This is a genomic window from Pseudomonas sp. MH9.3 (genome assembly GCF_034354675.1).
Classification (GTDB): Bacteria; Pseudomonadota; Gammaproteobacteria; order Pseudomonadales; family Pseudomonadaceae; genus Aquipseudomonas.
On record NZ_CP133785.1, the window covers coordinates 2,560,575 to 2,577,759 of the forward strand.

The following is a 17,185-nucleotide window of genomic DNA, read 5'->3' on the forward strand; positions in this document are numbered from 1 at the left end:
CTGCCGTTCCAGGCGGTTCACTTATTGTGCCTCTGATTCTGATCACAAGGATGTGAAATGCCTGCGGACTCACGCTGCCCACTGCACAAGCTTGGCCCCTCTCGATATGTCGTGGGGCTGGCCCGCTTGTCGTCGATGAATGCAAGACACCTCGCGCTGACGGCGCTGGCAGTGTGGACACTCTTTACGACCGCCACCGCTCAGGCTGCCGGGCCTGAAGAGGAATTACTGCGTCAGCAGGAGCGTGAGCGCGCGCTGCGTGATCAATTGGAATCGCGGCCCGATGTGCGTCTTCAGGCACCTGTGCTCGACGAAGGCGGCTCTCGTCTTCCTGTAAAAGAAGCGCCCTGCTTCGCCATTAAAGACATCCGCCTGATTGGCGACGCATCCGAGAAGTTTCAATGGGCGCTGAAGGCCGCCAACCCCGAGGAAGACCCCGCCGTGGGGCGTTGCCTGGGTGGCGCGGGCATCAACATGACGATGAAGCGTATGCAGAATGCGATCATCCAGGCGGGATTTGTCACCACCCGCGTGCTTGCCGAAGCGCAGGACCTCAACAGCGGGATTCTGGTGCTGACAATCGTGCCGGGGCGCATCCGCGAAATCCGCTTTGCCGAAGGCACCAGCCGTCGCGCAACCCTATGGAATGCGATGCCTGCCAACCCCGGCGACCTGCTTAACCTGCGCGATATCGAACAGGCGCTGGAAAACTTCAAGCGCGTGCCCACTGCCGACGCCGACATTCAGATCACACCCACCCTGGCGGCTGATGCCAAGCCCGGCGAAAGCGATGTGGTGATCAAATGGAGCCAGCAGTTTCCGGCCCGCGTGAGCCTGTCCGTCGACAACTCGGGCAGCAAATCCACAGGCAAGTATCAGGGCAATGTGTCGCTGTCGCTGGACAACCTGCTATCGCTCAACGATTTGTTCTACGCCAGCTTCAACCACGACCTGGGCGGCGGCGAGTCCGGCCGACACGGCTCCAATGGCAATACGCTCCACTACTCGCTGCCGATGGGTTACTGGCAACTGGCGTTCACCACCAGCGAGTATAACTACGAGCAGTCGGTCGCCGGCGCCACCCAGACGTACCAGTATCGAGGCGAAAGCCGTACCAACGATCTGCGCCTGTCTCGCCTGCTTTACCGCGATGCCGTGCGCAAGACCACGGCGTGGGGTGGCCTGTGGACACGGTCTTCTGAAAACTTCATCGACGACACCGAGATCGGCAACCAGGATCGGCGCATGGCGGGCTGGCAGCTCGGCCTGGATCACCGGGAATTTATCGGCACCTCTATTCTGGACCTTGGCGTCGCCTACCGTCGCGGCACCGGCGCACATGACTCGCTGCCGGCCCCCGAAGAAGCCTCTGGTGCAGGCACATCCCGCTCGCAGATCATCACCGCCGACGCCCAGCTGCAAGTGCCATTCGCCCTCAGCGACCAGCGCCTGCGCTATATCGGCAGTTGGCGGTCGCAATGGAACCGCACACCGTTGGTGCCGCAAGACCGCTTCTCGATTGGCGGACGCTACAGCGTGCGCGGGTTTGACGGCGAAAACATTCTTTCTGCCGATCGCGGCTGGACACTGCGCAACGAAGTCGGCCTGGCGCTGGGGCAAACCGGCCAGGAGCTTTACACCGGTGTCGACTACGGCGAAGTCAGCGGTCAGGCCAGTAAGTTCCTGATTGGTAAACGACTGGCGGGGGCTGTGGTGGGTGTGCGTGGTGGTTACAAGGGCCTGTCTTATGACTGGTCGGTAGGCACGCCGCTCAAGAAGCCCGACGGCTTCAAGACCGCCAACGTGACCAGCGACTTTACCGTCATCTGGTCGTTCTGAGGGGTAATGCCATGCGTTTTGAAACCCTGGACATCACGGCACCCGGCCTGATCGACGAGCCTTGGAACGAGGCGGCAGTGCTGGGCTCGGTCACTTGGTTGTGGATGCATTCCAGCGCTCACCGTGATGCGCCACTGCACAGCTTACCGACACTTCTGCTGCCGGCGCTCAAGCATCGCCAATTCGTGCTGGGCAGCGAGCACGGCAAGCCGGTGTGCTACCTCTCCTGGCTTAACGTCGATGAAGCAGCGGAACAGCGCTATTTGCAGCAATCACCGTTGACATTGAGCGACGCGGACTGGAATTGCGGCGAGCGTCTCTGGCTCAACGACTGGGTCGCGCCGTTTGGCCATACAGCCACCTTTACCCGAATCCTCCAGCGCCACCTGTTCGCCAACCGATGCGGTCGCGCGCTGTATCACCGGGGCGACGAGCGAGGCCTGCAAATCAAGACATTCCAGGGCATCGGTGTGATCCCTGAACAGGCCAGAGCCTGGTTTGCAGCTCACCCGGTTGCCACAGCACCGTAACTTCAACTTTTGTATCGCGGGCCGGCTCCGCAAATGGAATTGCTATGAACAAGCACCTGTACCGAATTGTTTTCAACAAGGCACGCGGGCTGTTGATGGTGGTGGCGGAGAACGTCACCAGCCAGGTCAAGGCGCCGGGCACTCGCGTCAGCCTCACCACCGCCTCCGCGGGCTGCACGGCAACGCTCGGGCAGATGCGTTTTGCATTGATGATCGCGCTCGGGCTGGTGTCCTGGAGCGCTGTACCGGCGTGGGCGGCGGGCACGATTGTGGCCGATCCGGCCGCCGCAGCCGGCCAGCGTCCGACAGTGATTCAAAGCGCCAACGGCACGCCGCAGGTGAATATTCAAGCGCCCAGCGCGGCCGGGGTTTCGCGTAACACCTACAATCAGTTCGATGTCGACCCGCGCGGCGTCATCCTCAACAACAGCGGCGCCAACACCCAAACGCAACTGGGTGGCTGGATCGAAGGCAACGCAGCGATGGCCAAAGGCAGCGCGCGGGTCATCCTCAATGAGGTCAACGCCAGCAACCCCAGCCAGTTACGCGGCTATGTCGAAGTCGCCGGGCAACGCGCCCAGGTGGTCATCGCCAACCCGGCCGGCATTACCTGCGACGGTTGCGGCTTCATCAACGCCAACCGTGCGACCCTGAGCACCGGTCAGGTGCAGCTGGAGAACGGCAGCATCAGCGGCTACACCGTGAACGGCGGCACCCTGAACATTCAGGGCAAGGGCCTTGATAGCCGCGACGCCGATTACACCGACCTGATTGCCCGTACCGTGCAGGTCAATGCGGGTATCTGGGCCAATGACCTTAAGGTCACTGCCGGACGCAATCAGGTCAACGCCGATAACACCCAGGCCAAGCCTCAGGCCGGCGCCGACGGCGACAAGCCAGCCGTCGGCATCGACGTGGCGCAATTGGGCGGAATGTACGCCGGGAAGATCGTGCTGGTGGGGACCGAATCGGGTGTCGGCATGCGCAATGCCGGGCAAATTGGCGCCATGGCGGGTGAAGTGGTCATCAGCGCAGACGGCAAACTGCACAACATGGGCACAATCAGCGGCACCACGGCCACCCGTATCACTGCCACAAGCGTTGACAATAGCGGCTCGCTTTACGCCAAGGGCGATTTGAACCTCACCAGCTCCGGGGATATCGACAACAGCGGCACGATTGCCAGCCAGAATCAAACAACCCTCAGCGCCAAATCGATTCGTAGCACCCAGGGCTCAAGCCTGGCGGCGGGCGCAGGCGTGGACGGCAAACTGGGCAGCAGCGGCAACCTTGCGGTACGCGCCACCCACGTCAAAGCGCAGGGTCAAAACCTGGCGGCAGGCGATGTCAGCATCCAGGCCGATGATCTGGACCTCAGCGGCAGCCAGACTCAAGGCCGCAATGTCACCCTGACCGCCAACAACGGCGATAGCAATCTCAGTGGCAGCCGCGTGGATGCCAGCCAGACCCTCGCGGCCAACGCGACAAAAACCCTGCGCACAGACGGCGCCAGCGTCAACGCCGACAACCTGCAACTGATCGCCGGTGATCTGTCCAACGTCGGCGGCGAGCTGGTGCAGACCGGCGTCGCCGACACCTCGATAAACGCCACCGCGAGCCTCGACAACCGTAGCGGACGAATTGCCTCAAACGCGACCAATACCCGGATCAGCGCCGGTCGCATCGACAACGGCAGCGGCAGCATCGAACACGCAGGCAAGGGTTCGCTGGGCATTCAGGCCAACCAACTCGGCAGTACCAAAGGCAGCATTGCCAGTAATGGCAGCGTGTCGATCAAGGCTGACGACGTGGTGCTGGATGAAGGGCTGGCCCAGGGCCAACAGCTCACGCTTCAGGCCCGCACCCTGTCCAATCAATACGGGCGCATTCTGCAAACGGGGTTGGAGCCTTTACAGATCAATGTCAGCGAGCAATTCAACAATCAGAACGGCAAGGTCAGCAGCCCTGGCGCTGTGGCGATCAACGTTGGCACGCTGAATAATCAGAACGGCAAAGTTGTTGCAACCGACGGCGGCCTGCTGACGGTGACCGCCAGTGATTTGATCGACAACAGCGGCGGAACGCTGGCTGCCAGCGGCGGCGCTGAACTGAGCGGCGCGCGCCTGGAAAATGCTCAGGGCACCCTCAGCGCCGGCAGCACGCTGCAAGCCCGCTTCGGTCAACTGAACAATATCGGCGGCACGCTCGCCTCGACCCAGCGCATGGCGATCATCGCCGGGCAATTCAACAACACCCATGGCGTGCTGGGTTCGGTGCAGTCCGGGCTGTCGGTGAACGTGACCGATGGCGCACTGAACAACGACGCAGGGCGTCTCGAAGCCCAGGGCGACATCGCCGTGGCGGCGCAAGGGGTGAACAACCACAGCGGTGTGATCAGTGGCCTGGCACTGGACCTCAACAGCAACAGCAATCTGTTTGACAACAGCGATGGCACGCTCGACGCACGTGCCACGCTCGACCTGCGCAGCGGCGAATTGCGTAACGCGGCGGGCTTGATTCAGTCTGCAGGCAAACTGTTTATCGACACCGGAAATCAGGTCCTCAATAACCTCGACTCCGGCACCACCAAAGGCATCAGCGGTCAGGATGCCGTGGAAATCCGCAGCGCCAGCGTCAATAACAGCACTGGCTTTTTGAGTACCAAGGGCAATCTGTTGCTCACCGCCAGCGACGTGGTCAACACCAATGGCGGCCAAATCATTGGCGAGAAAACCGTACACGTCGACGGCGCACGCCTGGATAACCGTGGCGGCCAGTTGCAAAGCCTCGGCGACGTCGAGCTGGCACTGGGTCAGGCCCTCATCAATCAGGGTGGGCTGGTCCGCAGTGCAGGCGCGTTGAACCTGAGCACCGATGTGCTCGACAACAGCGCCACCCAGGGCACCAACCTGGGCCTTGAAGGCCGCAGCATGAACCTGGCGGTCAATACCCTCAACAACCAGACCGGTGCCGTGCGCACCGATGAAGGCCTGCTGCTGGGCGTGAGCCAGACGCTGAATAACCAGAGCGGGCTGATCTCTTCGACCGGTGACCTGACCATCCGCGACCGCGACACGGCACAGCGTCGCCAATCGGTGAACAACCTCGACGGTACGCTGATTGCGGGCAAGCTGCTGTCGCTCAACGCGGCCTATTACAGCGGCACGGGCCGGGCCCTGAGCTTGGGCGACATCAAGTTCAAGGTGCAGAGTGGCCTTGATCTGAGCGGGCAGATTCAAGCCAACAACGGCGTTGATCTGAGCACCGCCGGAGCGCTCAACAACACCGGGCGTTTGCTGGCGGGCAAGTCCCTGCTGGTCAGCGCGCAGACGCTCGACAACAGCGCCAACGCCGAAATCAGCGCGGGTCAGGTTCGTCTGAACGTCGCTGACACCCTGACCAACCGCGGGCTGATCGACGGCCAGCAAGTCCGCGTGCAGGCAGCGACGCTGAATAACCTCGGCACCGCGCGCCTGTATGGCGACCAACTGGCGATAGCCACCTCGACGTTGAACAACCTCGATGAAAATGGCACCGCAGCAACGATAGCAGCCCGTGAATCACTGAATATCGGCACCGCAACCCTGAATAACCGCGAGCAATCGCTGGTCTTCAGTGCTGGCGATCTCGCCATTGGCGGGACCTTGAGCACGCTCGACACCGCTGAGGGTCGCGCCCAATTGCTGACCAATGCCAGCGCGACCCTCGAAGCGCTTGGCGATCTGTCATTGAACGTACAAAGCGTGCGCAACACCAACGAACATTTCAGCACGCGCGATGTTGAGGTCAGTCGAACGCCTGAGCAGGAATTTCAACTCACCGGCTCGACCAACCGCTACCAAGCCAACGAGATCTCCCTGCGCCACGATGAGGTGAATTACCTGGTCACCCCCGAGGGCCAGCGCGACAACTGGAACCGCTACGACTACACCCGCGTCGTCAACGAAACCCAGATCGCCACCTCGGCCCCGGCGCAGATCCTGTCTGGCGGGACAATGCAGATCAGCGCCGGCGACGTGCTCAACGACAAGAGCCGCATCATCGCCGGCGGACTATTGCAGGCAGACGTCACCAGCCTGACCAACACCGAAGTGTCGGGCCAGCGCACCACCGTCGACAGCGGCAGCGTCACCAACTTCTACCGCATCCAGCGCAAGGGACGCGACCGGCAAGGCGCGAACACCGCAGCCTATACCCCTGCCCCGCTGATTCAGGATATCTCCCTGCAACCTACCGTCTTCGCGCAGAACACAGCGGTCAGCGGCACGGGCACCCAGATCAGCGCACGCGGTACTCAGGCCGTCGGTCAGCAGATCGCTTCCACCGGTACGGTCAGCGCTCCGGCCGCGCGTACCTTTCAAGTAGCTCCGATCGTTCAGGTCGCAGCGCAGACCACCCAGAACGCACAAGGCGTGGCCGAGCAAATTCGCACCGGGGGCCCGTCCCTGGAATTGCCGAATAACAGCCTGTTCACCACCCATCCGCAGACCACCAGCAATTACCTGGTCGAAACAGATCCGCGTTTCGCCAGCTATCGCACCTGGCTGTCTTCGGATTACATGCTGGAGCGCTTGCAAGTCGACCCTGCGCTCACCCAGCAGCGTCTCGGCGATGGTTTCTATGAGCAAAAACTGATTCGCGAACAGGTCGCGCAACTCACTGGTCGGCGCTTTCTCGACGGCTACGCCAACGACGAAGCGCAATACCGGGCGCTGATCGACAATGCCGTCACCCTTGCCAATCAATGGAAACTGGTGCCGGGCATCGAGCTGTCCCCCGAGCAGATGGCGCAACTGACCAGCGATATCGTCTGGCTGGTACAGAAAAAAGTCACCCTCGCCAGCGGCGAAACCCGCAACGTGCTGGTGCCACAGGTCTACGTGCGGGTGCAGGAAAGCGACCTCAACGGCTCCGGCGCACTGATCGCCGGGCAACGCCTGAACCTGAACATTGCCGGTGATCTGGTCAACAGCGGCAGCCTGGCCGGGCGCAGCGTGATGGCGATTACCGCGCAGAACATCGAAAACCTCGGCGGACGCATCCAGGCCGACAAGGTCTCCCTGACGGCACGGGACAACCTCGACAACCTCGGCGGCCTGATCGGCGCCACCGATACCCTGGCGATCAATGCAGGGCAAAACGTCAACGTTGTGTCCAACAGCCGTGACAGCAGCAGCACCCAGGGTACGCGCACCAATCTCTCGCGGGTGGCCGGGCTGTTTGTCAGCGGTGCTGGCGGCACCATGGACGTCAACGCGGGCAAAGACCTCAACCTGACCGGCGCTCAGGTGGTCAACGCAGGCGCCGGCGGCAGTACCTCGCTGCAAGCAGGCAACAACATCAACCTGACCACCGTTGGCGAAGCCCATCAGCAATCGGTTAACTGGAACGGCAGCAACTGGCGCAAAGACGCCAGCCAGACCGAAGTCGGCTCAACCATTCAAGGCCAAGGCGATGTGCGCCTCAGTACCGGGCAGGACCTCAATGCCCGAGGCGCAAGCGTCACCAGTCAGCAAGGTGCAATCATCGCCGACGCCGGGCGCGACGTGAACCTGACCGCAGCGCAAAACACCCAGTTCGCCGATGAAGCGCACAAATTTAAAGGCAGCAACGGCCTGTTCTCCAGCAAGACCACCACCACACGCGACACCGTCAACCAGACCCAGGCGCAGGGCTCGACGCTGAGTGCCGAGAAAACCTATGTGCAGGCCGGTCGCGACATCAACGTCAGCGGCAGCAACGTGGTGTCCACCAACCAGACCGTCCTGGCGGCTGACAACAACATCAATATCGAAGCCGCGACGGAAAGCAGCAGCGAACGTCACGACAAGTCAGTCAAGAAAAGCGGCCTGTTCAGCGGCGGCGGCATCGCGGTCACGCTCGGCACCCAGCAGCAAACGGTCAAGGACCTCACCACCAGCCAGACCGCAGCGGCGAGTACCGTGGGGTCAACCAAGGGCGATGTGCTGATGGAAGCGGGCAAAGGCTACCGCCAGGTGGGCAGCCAGGTGAGCGCGCCCGAAGGCAGCGTCGATATCACCGGGCAAACCATCGATGTCGTCGAAGCCCGCAACACCAGCAAGCGCGAACGTGAAACCCTGTTCAAACAGACCGGGTTCACTCTGACGGTGACTAACCCTGTCATCAGTGCAATCCAGACCACCCAGCAGATGAAGCAGGCATCGGAGAAAACCGATGACGGGCGCATGAAGGCGCTGGCAGCGGCCACGGTCCTGCTGGCCGGTAACAACGCCGCCACGGCGGTGGCAATGGACCCTGGCGCGGCAGGCGGTATCAACATCAGCCTGTCGCTGGGCACCAAGAAGAACGAAAGCAAAACCACCCAGACCAGCGACAGCGCCGCCGGTTCGACCATCACCGCCGGTCAAGATGTGCGCCTGCGCGCGACCGGCGCAGGTGCAGACAGCAACATCACGGTCCAAGGCAGCCAGATCAAGGCCGGGCGTGACGCCAGCCTGATGGCCGACGGCGACATCAACCTGCTCGCCGCCAACAACACCAGCCAGCAAAACACCGACAGCAAAGGCAGCAGCGCCAGCATCGGTATCGGCCTCTCGCTGGGCGGTAGCAGAAACGGCTTTACCCTGGACCTGGGTGCCACCGGAAACCGGGGCCAGGCCGACGGCGACGGGCTGACCCATACCAATACCAAAGTGGAGGCTGGCAACCTGTTGCTGCTGTCATCCGGCGGCGACACGCAGCTTAAGGGGGCGGTGGCCAGTGGCAAAAAAGTCATCGCCGACGTCGGCGGCGATCTGAATATCGAAAGCCTGCAAGACACCAACACGTACAAAGTCGATGAAAAGAGCCTGGGCATCGGCATCAGTCTTTGTATTCCACCGTTCTGCTACGGCATGAGCTCGATAAGCGGTGCCAGCGCAAACTTTGGCGCAACCAACATCGACTCCAACTATGCCAGCGTCACCGAACAATCGGGCATCAAGGCCGGTGATGACGGTTTCGACATCAACGTGCGGGGCAACACCGATTTGGTCGGCGGCGTGATAGCCAGCAGCGACAAGGCCGTGCAGGACGGCAAAAACAGCCTGGTCACATCCAGCCTCACCAGCCGCGACATCAAGAACAAGGCGGATTACGACGCCAATACCGTCAGCCTGGGCGGCGGCTACAACGAAGTCGGCAAGGACCAGAAGGGCAACGCGCAGACTGGCGGCAAGGTTAACCCGGGTACCGACCTGGCCAAAAACGAGAACAACATCGGCGCCAACATGCCGATCGCCATCAGCGCCAGCGACAAGGCCAGCAGCGTGACACGCAGCGGCATCAGTGGCGGTGCCGTCGTCATTACCGACGACGCCGAGCAACACAAGCGCACCGGTCAGACCGCAGAACAAACCGTCGCCAGCCTCAACCGTGATGTGTCCAGTGATCGCGATGGCAGCAACTCGCTCAAACCGATCTTCGACGAAGATGAAATCCGCGCCGGTTTTGAGATCGTCAGCGCGTTCTCCAACGAAGCCAGTACCTTCCTTGCGAACAAAGCCAGGGAAGCGGACCTCAAACGCAAACAGGCAAAAGAGCTGCAGTCAAAAGCAGACAATCGTGACACGCCAATGAGTGACGCTGCGCGCCTGCAACTGCAGCTCCAGGCGCGGGAGTACTCGGCACAGGCCAACGCGATCTCCGAAAACTGGGGCGCAGGCGGCACCTATCGCCAGATCACCACCGCCCTGATCGGTGCTGCAGGCGGCAATATCAGCGCGGGCAACGCTGCCTTCGTGCAAGGCCTGGTGGTCAATTATGTGCAGCAACGGGGTGCCGGCTACATCGGCGACCTGGTGGCCAAAGGCGAACTCATCGAAGGCTCGCCACTGCACGCGGCCCTGCACGGCATCGTCGCCTGCGCCGGTGCCGCCGCCAGCAGCCAAAGTTGCGGCAGCGGCGCGGCAGGCGCGGCGGCATCAAGCCTGCTCACCGGCCTGTTCTCACAAACCAGCCCCGACGAAAGCGAAGAACAACGCGAAGCCAAGCGCAACCTGATCGTCAGCCTGGTAACCGGCCTGGCAGCAACCAGCGCCTCCATCGACCCGACCACCGCCAATACCGCGGCGGGTGCGGCGGTGGATAACAACTGGCTGGCGACTCAGCAGATCGTGCAGTTCAAGAAGGAGTATGACGAAGCAAAAGGCCTGATTGCCGCCGGCAAAGTCGTTGCCAAATGGTCGTACATCAGCGGCAGGCAGGATGTTCTGACCCAGTTCGGCATCGGCAAGGGGTTGGCCCAGTCAGGCTGGAATGACGTCACGGGCCTCGCCGAATTTGTTGCGCACCCCATCGAAGGGCTTACCGGCCTTGGCCAACTGATTAATAACCCGGAGGCCAGAAAGCAGTTTGGCGACAGCGTCGTCAACGAACTCAACGTCAAGATAGAAACGATCAAGACCGCGCTGGAAGTCGGCGGCGACGAAAACGCCGAAGCGTTGGGCAAGGCCATCGGCGAAATCGCCTGGCAGGTCGGCAGCATTGCAACGGGCGTCGGCGGGGCTGCGAAAGGTGGCGTGGCGCTGGCCAAGGCAGGGATCAAGGTTGGAGCGCAGCAGCTTGAAAAGATGGCTGAGGTGGCGAGCCTCGCCAAATTCGACAAGCTTGTAGCACGCGGCGGGCAGTTCAACCCTAACGGCACCCCGCTGATGGACTTCCGCGCCATGACCAACGCGCAGAAGAGCATCGTCGGGGACATCATGGGTGGAGAGCAAATCAAGACGTTGGTGCCCGGCGCTGAAAAAATTGGCCGGGCTCCCGATATTGGCCAGACAGGCATTGACGATTTGTACAAGGTAGATAAGCCTGGTGTCGACTACCTGATTGTTGAGTACAAATTTGGCTCGTCCAAGCTGAAGCCCACCCGAGATGGGCTGCAGATGAGTGATGATTGGTTACAAGGTAGCTCTACTAACTACAATCGGATTCTGGAGTCTGTCAACGGTAATGAAAAAGCTGCTGATAGCATCAACAAAGCACTACAGGCAGGCCGTGTCGAAAAATGGCTAGTCCATACAGACCCGTTTGGAAATGTCACTGTCGGCGTCCTGGAAAAAAATGGAAAATTTGTAGCTGATCCAGTTGCCACATCAAAACTATTAGGAAGGGCCGCTAAATGATTCGCGCACCATTAGGGGAAATAAGCTACTGGTCTGAGTGGATTGAGTACAACGACGATTATATAAAAAAAGAATCTGTAGCCGCTGATAACAACTCAGGTGATCAGAATTACGCGCCCCAATTCCAATTTACACTTGCTCAGAAACACTGGCACCAAATTCTGCGCAAATACTCAGCCGGATGCCCAATTACTAACTTGGCGCATTACTTCCCCGGTCTGTTAGATGCTTGGGAAGAAGCTGAGCGGCTCGGAGCAGCAGTGTGGACTGCAGAGCAGCAATTCACCCGGCACCACTGGCGCGTCAACTACGACCACTACATCATTTGCTTCTGGCTGGTCGGCTTGGCACTCGCACTCGACATTCCAGACGAGCAATGGCATCGCTTGCTGGTCTTGATCGGCAATGATGGCGAAGACGTACTTCTTGATCGGATCATTGCCAGCCGCAGCCCAGACCGCAAGACAGGAACCGTACTTCTCTATCCCAAGCCCTATGGTCGTTTGTTGAAGGCCGTGGATGCACCTGCAGACGCTCAGGCATCGCTGCTCAAAGCCTTTGTTGAGCACTGGTATCAGGAAGTGCGTACCGGCGCCAAATCCGGATCAGACCCGCAGGCGGTCAGCTATCGGCACCCTTATTGGTATACCTATGGCGACCAAAATTTTGAAGGCGGGGCTTATTTTGGTCGTTGGTGTGTAGAAGCAGTGGCCGCAGTAAAAGCTTTCGGAATTGATGACTCGCCCTGTTTAGGTCATGAGCATTATCCGGGAGACCTTTTGAGACCCGCTGGCCCAAGCACTCATGCGGCAAGAGAGGCAATAGAGCCACATCCACCCTTGGTTTCAGAAAAGAAAGCCGGCTTTTGGGCCCGAATTTTCAACCGATCCAGTGATAGATAAGCGCCAGTGCAGTGAGCCAGGCGAGGTATTGGCTTCAATGTTGGTATGACGTCTAGCGTGGGATGGATGCTGCCCTCTTTCGATAACCTCCAGATCAGTATTTTCAAAGACGAGTCCGCTAAACCTTAAAGGAAGCGGCCCTAATGACTGAAGATTTTGCGATAGTTAAAATATAGCTTGCATTATCGCCAATGGTTCAGGGCAGGCGAAGATGAATGTCAGACTGGAGTTACTAAGAGGGCGTGGAAATTGAGAGACGAATTTTTTCAATCATTGATCGATAACCTAGGCGAACCAAACTCGCATCGAGAAGTGCCCAAGTCAAGTATCGATAAGTATCGCTCAATATTACCCAAGGCCCTGCTTGGTTATTGGCAGAATGAAGGTTGGTGCTCTTATGCTGATGGGCTGTTCTGGATTGTAGACCCCGAGCCATACAAGGCGACGCTCGATAGGTGGCTGCAGGGCAGTGGCTTGGCAGAAGTCGACAACTATAATGTGATCGCCAGGGATGCATTTGGTTCGTTGTATGCATGGGGTGAGCGTTACCAGCGCAAAATTACAATATCAAGTCTAGCGGGCGGTATTGTTGCGTTGAAGAACCAATTGAGTAAGCCCAATCCGGTCCCGGATAGAACGCTGGGTATATTCCTCGGTTCTACCAGTCGGGAAAGTCTCGACTTTGAGGACAATCAAGGCAAGCCGCTGTTCCAGCGCGCACTGGCAAAGCTTGGGCCGGTTGGCGCAGATGAGATGTACGCGTTCGAGCCCGCCCTTTGCATTGGAGGAAAGGCTGACCTGGAGCATATAAAAAAGGTGGATATTCATGTTCACCTGATGGTTCTTGATCAATTACGACATTGAATAAGATTAAATAAATAAAATAACTATTCCGTTCGCAACAGGATCAATTGTGGAGTTAACCACTACTCCACATGGGTCTAAAGGAGAATGGAGCATGATGGGCGGTTGGCTTAGGCCTGCGTACTCAGTAGAGGAATAGCTAAATGATTCGCACACCACTAGGGGAGATAAGCTATCTGGTCTGAGTTGCAGATAGCCAGGAGGGAAGTGCGAGCTCCAAATTCGGGCAGCTTGCTAAAACTGAGGCTGAGCTTCGGGATGCTCAACGTGTAAAGTTGGCGACTGAAATACCGATTGTAAAAGTTAAAACTGAAAATGCAGTTAAGGGTACTCCAGAATACGAGCTGCTTAATAACCCGAGTGCACGAGCTGCAAATACACGGTATGAGCTTGACAATGGGAAATCCTTCACAACCAACAGCGCAGGTCAGGTTGAAGAGTCCCGACACTTTATCAGTCACCTATACCATTGATGGCAGGACCAGAACCAGTATTTTCAAAAATGAATCCAGCAAGCCTTGAAAGGAACGCACATGATTACCGAAGATTTTGCATTAATTAAAGAAATATTTTCCATTATTGATAACGGAATTATCGACGGCTATGATCATTTTCGTTACGAGGTGGTAGTAGGAAAAGAATTCATAGACACAGAGTTACTTGTCGAAAAGGATGGAGTGGAGACTACCAACGCCCGGACAGATATAGACGATACACAGTTGTATGAGTTGGTAGATAAGCTTAAGCATAGCGCTGAGCAACGCGGTGAAGATTGGGTTTCATTCGTGATTTCATATAAACATGGAGAGCAAGTCAGTACAAAGTTCAAATACCCTGACAACTGAGATGCTCATAGAAAATACAGTTTACCTAGGGAAGGTCTGAAGTAGACATTGATTTTTGATGCCCCTGATGGCCTGATTTTCAAAAAAGCTCGCCCGATCAGATAATCAGACTTTTCCCGCTTTTAACTCGATACCCAGATCAAAGGCGCGGTGGCGAGTGGCAAGAAGGTGATCGCCGATGTCGGCGGCGATCTGAATATCGAAAGCCTGCAAGACACCAACACGTACAAAGTCGATGAAAAGAGCCTGGGCATCGGCATCAGTCTTTGTATTCCACCGTTCTGCTACGGCATGAGCTCGATAAGCGGTGCCAGCGCAAACTTTGGCGCAACCAACATCGACTCCAACTATGCCAGCGTCACCGAACAATCGGGCATCAAGGCCGGTGATGACGGTTTCGACATCAACGTGCGGGGCAACACCGATTTGGTCGGCGCCGTGATCGCCAGCAGCGACAAGGCCGTGCAGGACGGCAAAAACAGCCTGGTCACATCCAGCCTCACCAACCGCGACATCAAGAACAAGGCGGATTACGACGCCAATACCGTCAGCCTGGGCGGCTACAACGAAGTCGGCAAGGACCAAAAGGGCAACGCGCAGACTGGCGGCAAGGTTAACCCGGGCACCGACCTGGCCAAAAACGAGAACAACATCGGCGCCAATATGCCGATCGCCATCAGCGCCAGCGACAAGGCAAGCAGCGTGACACGCAGCGGCATCGTCGCCTGCGCCAGCGCCGCCGCCAGCAGTCAAAGTTGCGGCAGCGGCGCGGCAGGCGCGGCGGCATCAAGCCTGCTCACCGGCCTGTTCTCACAAACCAGCCCCGACGAAAGCGAAGAACAACGCGAAGCCAAGCGCAACCTGATCGTCAGCCTGGTAACCGGCCTGGCAGCAACCAGCGCCTCCATCGACCCGACCACCGCCAATACCGCGGCGGGTGCGGCGGTGGATAACAACTGGCTGGCGACTCAGCAGATCGTGCAGTTCAAGAAGGAGTATGACGAAGCAAAAGGCCTGATTGCCGCCGGCAAAGTCGTTGCCAAATGGTCGTACATCAGCGGCAGGCAGGATGTTCTGACCCAGTTCGGCATCGGCAAGGGGTTGGCCCAGTCAGGCTGGAATGACGTCACGGGCCTCGCCGAATTTGTTGCGCATCCCATCGAAGGGCTTACCGGCCTTGGCCAACTGATTAATAACCCGGAGGCCAGAAAGCAGTTTGGCGACAGCGTCGTCAACGAACTCAACGTCAAGATAGAAACGATCAAGACCGCGCTGGAAGTCGGCGGCGACGAAAACGCCGAAGCCTTGGGCAAGGCCATCGGCGAAATCGCCTGGCAGGTCGGCAGCATTGCAACGGGCGTCGGCGGGGCTGCGAAAGGTGGCGTGGCGCTGGCCAAGGCAGGGATCAAGGTTGGAGCGCAGCAGCTTGAAAAGATGGCTGAGGTGGCGAGCCTCGCCAAATTCGACAAGCTTGTAGCACGCGGCGGGCAGTTCAACCCTAACGGCACCCCGCTGATGGACTTCCGCGCCATGACCAACGCGCAGAAGAGCATCGTCGGGGACATCATGGGTGGAGAGCAAATCAAGACGTTGGTGCCCGGCGCTGAAAAAATTGGCCGGGCTCCCGATATTGGCCAGACAGGCATTGACGATTTGTACAAGGTAGATAAGCCTGGTGTCGACTACCTGATTGTTGAGTACAAATTTGGCTCGTCCAAGCTGAAGCCCACCCGAGATGGGCTGCAGATGAGTGATGATTGGTTGCAGGGCACAAAGACTAACTATGACCGTATACTTGAGTCTGTGGGAGATAATGCCCAAGCGGCAGAAAATATAGACAATGCTTTGCGAGCTGGCCGTGTTGAAAAATGGCTAGTTCATACTGACCCGTTTGGTAATGTGACAGTGGGGGTTCTAGACAAGAGTGGAAAATTTGTTGTAGACCCCATAAAAACTTCTAAGCTTATAGGAGCAGATAAATGATACGCGCCCCTCTTGGCGATATCAGCTACTGGAGCCGAGTAGTCAATGATAATGACGACTACATCAAAAGTTCTCAACGGACTCTCAAGGAGCCCGCTGGTGATCCTGACTACGCGCCTCAATACGCGTATAAGCTTGCCCAAAAACACTGGCATCAGATCCTGCGCAAATACTCAGCCGGATACTCAGTAACTGACTTGGCGCATTACTTCCCCGGTCTGTTAGAGGCGTGGGAAGAAGCTGAGCGTCTCGGAGCAGCAGTGTGGACTACGGAGCAGCAATTCACCCGTCACCACTGGCGCGTCAACTATGACCACTACATCATTTGCTTCTGGCTGGTCGGCTTGGCACTCGCACTCGACATTCCAGACGAGCAATGGCATCGCTTGCTGGTCTTGATCGGCAATGATGGCGAAGACGTACTTCTTGATCGGATCATTGCCAGCCGCAGTCCAGACCGCAAGACAGGAACCGTACTTCTCTATCCCAAGCCCTATGGTCGTTTGTTGAAGGCCGTGGATGCACCTGCAGACGCTCAGGCATCGCTGCTCAAAGCCTTTGTTGAGCACTGGTATCAGGAAGTGCGTACCGGCGCCAAATCCGGATCAGACCCGCAGGCGGTCAGCTATCGGCACCCTTATTGGTATACCTATGGCGACCAAAATTTTGAAGGCGGGGCTTATTTTGGTCGTTGGTGTGTAGAAGCAGTGGCCGCAGTAAAAGCTTTCGGAATTGATGACTCGCCCTGTCTAGGTCAAGAGCATTATCCGGGAGACCTTTTGAGACCCGCTGGCCCAAGCACTCATGCGGCAAGAGAGGCAATAGAGCCACATCCACCCTTGGTTTCAGAAAAGAAAGCCGGCTTTTGGGCCCGAATTTTCACCCGGTCCAGTGATAGATAAGCGCCAGTGTGATCAAGCAAGACACGGCTATCGCAAGGCACGCACCTGCCGAGAAGTGCCAACGTCGATGCCGGCGATGGCACGTGACAGGTCCACGCAGCTTTCCATCTTCTTTGATACTTGCTGGGTCTTGCCGCCGAGGGCGCTGAGCAACTGGTCGACTTCCCCAGTGGGGTG

At 58.4% G+C, this 17,185-nt stretch carries 8 protein-coding genes; all 8 read left to right on the forward strand.

Annotated elements, in window-relative coordinates; genetic code table 11:
* Positions 1-135 precede the first annotated feature (135 nt).
* The 8 genes from RHM60_RS11180 to RHM60_RS11215 all read left to right on the forward strand — a co-directional run bounded on the left by RHM60_RS11180 (position 136) and on the right by RHM60_RS11215 (position 17,008).
* Positions 136-1,839 (forward strand): ShlB/FhaC/HecB family hemolysin secretion/activation protein, encoded by a 1,704-nt coding sequence (locus tag RHM60_RS11180; RefSeq protein WP_322214447.1) that lies wholly within the window; start codon positions 136-138, stop codon positions 1,837-1,839.
* A gap of 11 nt (positions 1,840-1,850) precedes the next feature.
* Positions 1,851-2,369, forward strand: coding sequence for a toxin-activating lysine-acyltransferase (locus RHM60_RS11185; RefSeq protein ID WP_017139694.1), 519 nt, complete (start codon positions 1,851-1,853; stop codon positions 2,367-2,369).
* A gap of 44 nt (positions 2,370-2,413) precedes the next feature.
* Entirely contained in the window at positions 2,414-11,512 is a 9,099-nt protein-coding gene (locus RHM60_RS11190) for a hemagglutinin repeat-containing protein (RefSeq protein ID WP_322214448.1), read from the forward strand.
* Positions 11,509-12,414, forward strand: a complete 906-nt coding sequence (locus RHM60_RS11195; RefSeq protein ID WP_322214449.1) for a PoNe immunity protein domain-containing protein — start codon at positions 11,509-11,511, stop codon at positions 12,412-12,414. The genes RHM60_RS11190 and RHM60_RS11195 overlap by 4 nt, the downstream gene beginning before the upstream one ends.
* Positions 12,415-12,663: 249 nt before the next feature.
* Positions 12,664-13,278: a GAD-like domain-containing protein gene (locus RHM60_RS11200; RefSeq protein WP_322214450.1), complete on the forward strand. Its 615-nt coding sequence runs from the start codon at positions 12,664-12,666 to the stop codon at positions 13,276-13,278.
* A gap of 533 nt (positions 13,279-13,811) precedes the next feature.
* Positions 13,812-14,123 (forward strand): hypothetical protein, encoded by a 312-nt coding sequence (locus RHM60_RS11205; RefSeq protein ID WP_322214452.1) that lies wholly within the window; start codon positions 13,812-13,814, stop codon positions 14,121-14,123.
* Positions 14,124-14,291: 168 nt separating this feature from the next.
* Positions 14,292-16,106: a hypothetical protein gene (locus RHM60_RS11210; RefSeq protein ID WP_416195170.1), complete on the forward strand. Its 1,815-nt coding sequence runs from the start codon at positions 14,292-14,294 to the stop codon at positions 16,104-16,106.
* A complete protein-coding gene (locus RHM60_RS11215; protein WP_322214453.1) occupies positions 16,103-17,008 on the forward strand; it encodes a PoNe immunity protein domain-containing protein in 906 nt (301 codons plus the stop codon). The genes RHM60_RS11210 and RHM60_RS11215 overlap by 4 nt, the downstream gene beginning before the upstream one ends.
* The last annotated feature ends 177 nt before the right edge of the window (positions 17,009-17,185 follow it).

Bases quoted from the DNA above. Each gene is read 5' to 3' on its own strand.
- RHM60_RS11180 (WP_322214447.1), top strand. From the start codon at position 136: ATGAATGCAAGACACCTCGCGCTGACGGCGCTGGCAGTGTGGACACTC.
- RHM60_RS11185 (WP_017139694.1), top strand. From the start codon at position 1,851: ATGCGTTTTGAAACCCTGGACATCACGGCACCCGGCCTGATCGACGAG.
- RHM60_RS11190 (WP_322214448.1), top strand. From the start codon at position 2,414: ATGAACAAGCACCTGTACCGAATTGTTTTCAACAAGGCACGCGGGCTG.
- RHM60_RS11195 (WP_322214449.1), top strand. From the start codon at position 11,509: ATGATTCGCGCACCATTAGGGGAAATAAGCTACTGGTCTGAGTGGATT.
- RHM60_RS11205 (WP_322214452.1), top strand. From the start codon at position 13,812: ATGATTACCGAAGATTTTGCATTAATTAAAGAAATATTTTCCATTATT.
- RHM60_RS11215 (WP_322214453.1), top strand. From the start codon at position 16,103: ATGATACGCGCCCCTCTTGGCGATATCAGCTACTGGAGCCGAGTAGTC.